This window comes from Noviherbaspirillum sp. (assembly GCF_035944575.1).
In the GTDB taxonomy this organism is placed as follows: Bacteria; Pseudomonadota; Gammaproteobacteria; order Burkholderiales; family Burkholderiaceae_D; genus Noviherbaspirillum.
This window is the reverse complement of sequence record NZ_DASZBA010000214.1, coordinates 1-4,713: the sequence shown is the minus strand read 5'-3', so window position 1 is coordinate 4,713 and position 4,713 is coordinate 1. Positions and strand designations below refer to the sequence as shown.

The 4,713-nt window shown below is 58.4% G+C and carries 4 protein-coding genes; all 4 read left to right on the top strand.

What is annotated here, in order from left to right:
• Positions 1-298 (top strand): sensor histidine kinase (locus VGU61_RS17155; RefSeq protein ID WP_326860425.1); only part of this gene is annotated, 298 nt, incomplete at its 5' end.
• 85 nt (positions 299-383) lie between these two features.
• Positions 384-1,826, top strand: coding sequence for a sigma-54 dependent transcriptional regulator (locus tag VGU61_RS17150; RefSeq protein WP_326860424.1), 1,443 nt, complete (start codon positions 384-386; stop codon positions 1,824-1,826).
• Positions 1,826-2,425 carry a 1,6-anhydro-N-acetylmuramyl-L-alanine amidase AmpD gene (ampD, locus tag VGU61_RS17145; protein ID WP_326860423.1) on the top strand — a complete coding sequence of 200 codons (600 nt, stop codon included), beginning with the start codon at positions 1,826-1,828 and terminating at the stop codon, positions 2,423-2,425. The genes VGU61_RS17150 and ampD overlap by 1 nt, the downstream gene beginning before the upstream one ends.
• 505 nt (positions 2,426-2,930) lie before the next feature.
• Positions 2,931-4,713, top strand: a 1,783-nt coding sequence (locus VGU61_RS17140; RefSeq protein WP_414691654.1) for a ribonucleoside-diphosphate reductase subunit alpha, incomplete at its 3' end; no start/stop codon positions are given.

Below are 4,713 nucleotides of genomic sequence, written 5' to 3'. Positions count from 1 at the left end.
CAGTCCGGGCCCGGGCAGCATCCGGATCCATGCGCTGGCGGACAATGCCAGCCGGCTGGAACTGCATGTACAGGATGATGGACCGGCGATCACGCCGGCGGTCCGTGCGCATTTGTTCGAACCTTTCTATACAACATCGAGCAAAGGAACCGGTTTAGGTCTCTACGTGGCGCGCGAATTGTGTTTGAATAACGGTGCGATGCTGGATTACGAATACCGGACTGATGTTCCCCACACCGGACAGGAGAAGCCCACCGGCCGGTTCGTTATCACATTCGCCATGCCGGCCCGCGTGTAAGGTCAGCGCTTTTGCACGCCGTCATGCGGCCCACACTATATATATAGAAGAACACGGCTTTTGCCGAAAAGTATAAGGTTCGTAAATGAGTTCACCGAACATCCTGATTGTCGACGATGAGGCAGACCTGCGCGAACTGCTGGAAATTACCCTCGTCAGGATGGGATTGGATGTCGATAGTGCCGAATCACTCGCCGAAGCACGCAGCCGGCTGGCAGGCGGCACCTATTCAATGGTGCTGACCGACATGCGGCTGCCGGACGGCCTCGGCATCGACCTGGTGAAGGAAGTGAATGCACAGCACAAAAACCTGCCGATCGCGGTGATCACCGCTTTCGGCAGCGCCGACAACGCGGTCGCGGCGTTGAAGGCAGGAGCCTTCGATTATCTTTCCAAGCCGGTCGCCCTCGATCAGCTGCGTCAAATGGTCCAGTCAGCATTGCAGCTCAACAAGACCGCGGCCGAAACGGAAATTTCCGACGGCCGGTCACACGCGAACGTATCGCGCCTGATCGGGGAGTCGAGCGTGATGCAGGATGTGCGTACCCAGATCGTGCGCCTCGCCCGCAGCATGGCGCCAGTGGCGATTACCGGCGAGTCGGGCAGCGGCAAGGAAGTGGCGGCGCGTGACATCCATGCCAACAGTACCCGCGCCGGCAAGCCTTTCATCGCCGTCAATTGCGGCGCGATTCCCGAGGCATTGATGGAGGCAGAGTTTTTCGGCTACCGCAAGGGCGCCTTCACCGGCGCAAGCGAAGACCGCGACGGCTTTTTCCAGGCTGCGAACGGCGGCACCCTGATGCTGGATGAAGTGGCGGATCTGCCATTGGCGATGCAGGTGAAGCTGCTGCGCGCCATCCAGGAACGCCGGGTACGCAAGGTCGGCGCAACATTGGAAGAACCCGTGGATGTGCGGCTGATCAGTGCTACGCATCAGAATCTGGCTGAATGTGTCGAAAAGGGAAAATTCCGCCAGGACCTGTATTACAGGTTGAATGTCATCGAACTGCGCCTGCCGGCGCTACGCGAGCGGCTGGAGGACATCGGCCTGCTGGCCAATGGCATCCTGCAACGGCTTGCCGCTCCCGGAACGCGGGCCGTGCTAGCGCCGGCTGCACTGGACGCGCTGCATAATCACGGGTTTCCGGGCAACGTGCGCGAACTGGAAAATATTCTCGAGCGTGCGCTGGCGTTTGCCAACGATGGCGTGATCGAAGTTGCCGATCTGGCGCTCAAGCCGGCGGTGGCGCCTGTTACGGAAGCGCCCCAGATGCCGACTCAACCGGTAGCGGTTATGCCAGCATCGGTCGCCACGGCGGCACCCGCAGCAGCGGCACCGCATCCGGAGAGCGACGAACCATTGCCGGCGTCGCTTCCGGATCACCTCGACCAGGTCGAGCGTGAAATCATCCGGCGTGCATTGGCCAAAACCCGCTTCAATCGCACCCAGGCAGCGGAATTGCTGGGCATCAGTTTCCGTCAACTGCGCTACCGCATGCAACGCCTGTCCATCCACGAGCCTGAATAATGAATCGTTTTCATATTGCGGACGACGGCTGGTGCAACGGCGTCGCGCGTGAGCCATCGCCTAACTTCGATGTACGTCCCGAAGGAACCGTCGTCGATCTGCTCGTGATCCACAACATCAGTCTGCCGCCCGAAAATTTCGGCGGGACCTTCATTGCCGATCTGTTCTGCAACAGGCTCGACTGCGATGCGCATCCGTACTTCGATCGGCTTCGAACCTTGAAGGTATCCGCGCACTTCCTGATCCGCCGCGATGGCAGCGTAGTGCAGTTTGTATCAACGCTGCAGCGCGCGTGGCATGCTGGTCTATCGTCGTTTCGTGGGAGGGAGCGGTGCAACGACTTCTCAATTGGCATCGAACTCGAAGGATCGGACTTCGAGCCGTTCCATGCCTCTCAATACGAGACGCTCGCCGAACTCACGCACGCGCTTCAGGTTCGCCATCCGCTCGCTTCTGTTGCGGGACATGAACACATCGCGCCCGGACGCAAAACTGATCCCGGCCCCTTTTTCGATTGGGCGCATTACCGTGAGCTGCTAGATCACGGTGGCAAGCCGCTTCCCGCGCATAAAACATTGCATTTCCCTACAGAACTCTAAAAAGTTCATTGCGATGCATCAGAGAAATTGACGAAATATTCAAAAAAACATTTGCGTCCCCTGCACCCAGCTACTAGAATTAGTATCAATCGGCGAACAGAACACTAGATGTAGTGATGGTTCTTTCCATCATGTGTGCCGGACATTTCCGGTGCGCATCTTTCTTCGAGCCAATCGCGTCGTTTTCACTCCAACGTAATGCACATGAGATTTTCCAAAGCCGCACCATTCTTCTGGAACAAAACCTGCATACAACATCGAAGTGTGAAAGCGATCGCGACTGACGCTCGCAGACCTGGGGTGTTCGATATTTGATATCTGCTGAATAAACGTGAGCACACCTGTACAACGGGTGTTTTTCCACAACCATATAAGCGGCTGCAATGCCAGCCGCAACCAGCTCTCAGGAGGCTAGATGCACTCAACTCAAGAAGTATCCGTTAAATCTTCCAACGAAATTGGTCTGGTCTCTCCTCGCAGCGGCTCTACCTCATCCGCATCCAACATGTCCATCAATCTGGGCGACTACAAGATCATCCGCCGCAACGGCGCAGTCGCCGGATTCGAGCCATCGAAAATCTCCATCGCGGTTACCAAGGCATTCCTCGCCGTCAACGGCGGGCAGGGCGCTGCGTCGGCACGCGTACGCGAGTTGGTCGAACAGCTGACCTCCAACGTCGTGGCCGCGCTGGTGCGTCGCCAACCTGCGGGCGGCACATTCCATATCGAAGACATCCAGGACCAGGTTGAGCTGTCGCTGATGCGCTCCGGCGAACATGATGTCGCCCGCGCTTATGTGCTGTATCGCGCCAAGCGGATGGAAGAGCGTGCCCAGCAGCAATCGACAAAGGCAGCAATCGATGCGCCGCAACTGCATGTGCTCGATAACGGCGAACGCCGTCCGCTCGACCTGCAGCAGGTGCGCGACCTGATCACTGCCGCCTGCATCGGTCTCGAGAAGCACGTCGACGCCGAAGCCATTTTGGCCGAAACGGTGAAGAATCTGTATGACGGTGTGCCGGTCGAGGAGCTGCATAAGTCCGCCATCCTGGCCGCCCGCGCGCTGATGGAAAAGGACCCGGCCTACAGCAAGGTCACCGCTCGCCTGCTGATGCATACCATCCGCAAGGAGGTGTTCGGCCAGGAAGTCGCACAGGCAGACGCCGCCGGATACTATGTCGACTACTTCCCGAGATACATCAAAAAAGGCATCGAAGCCGAACTGCTTGACGACAAGCTGATGCAATTCGACCTGCAGAAGCTGGCCCAGGCACTGGTGCCGGAACGCGATCTGCAATTCGGCTATCTCGGTCTGCAGACCCTGTACGACCGCTATTTCCTGCATATCGAAGGCACCCGCATCGAGATGCCGCAGGCGTTTTATATGCGAGTAGCGATGGGACTGGCACTGAACGAAATCGACCGCGAAGCCCGCGCGATCGAGTTCTACAACTTGCTGTCCTCCTTCGATTTCATGAGCTCCACGCCGACCCTGTTCAATTCCGGTACCCAGCGTTCGCAATTGTCGTCCTGCTATCTGACCACGGTCGCCGACGATCTGGACGGCATCTACGAGGCAATCAAGGAAAATGCGCTGCTGGCCAAATTCGCCGGCGGTCTCGGCAATGACTGGACGCCGGTTCGCGCGCTCGGCGCCCATATCAAGGGCACCAACGGCAAGTCGCAGGGCGTGGTCCCCTTCCTGAAAGTGGTGAACGATACCGCCGTCGCAGTCAACCAGGGCGGCAAGCGCAAGGGCGCGGTCTGTGCCTATCTGGAAACCTGGCATCTGGACATCGAGGAGTTCCTCGACCTGCGCAAGAACACTGGCGACGACCGCCGCCGTACCCATGACATGAACACCGCCAATTGGATTCCGGACCTGTTCATGAAGCGGGTCATGGAAAAGGGTGAATGGACGCTGTTCTCCCCGAGCGATGTGCCGGACCTGCACGACAAAGTCGGCAAGGCATTCGAAGCAGCCTATACCGGCTACGAGGCGAAGGCCGCCCGCGGTGAACTGAAGCTGTTCAAGAAAGTGCAAGCGCTCGACTTGTGGCGCAAGATGCTGTCGATGCTGTTCGAGACCGGCCATCCATGGATCACATTCAAGGATCCGTGCAATATCCGTTCCCCGCAGCAGCATGTCGGCGTCGTGCACAGCTCCAACCTGTGCACCGAAATCACGCTGAACACCAACGATTCCGAAATCGCCGTCTGCAACCTCGGTTCGGTCAACCTGCCGGCCCACATGAAGGAGGGCAAGCTGGACCACGCCAAGCTGCAGA

Excerpts from the sequence above, each read along its gene's own strand:
- VGU61_RS17150 (WP_326860424.1), top strand. The coding sequence starts at position 384 with ATGAGTTCACCGAACATCCTGATTGTCGACGATGAGGCAGACCTGCGC.
- ampD (WP_326860423.1), top strand. The coding sequence starts at position 1,826 with ATGAATCGTTTTCATATTGCGGACGACGGCTGGTGCAACGGCGTCGCG.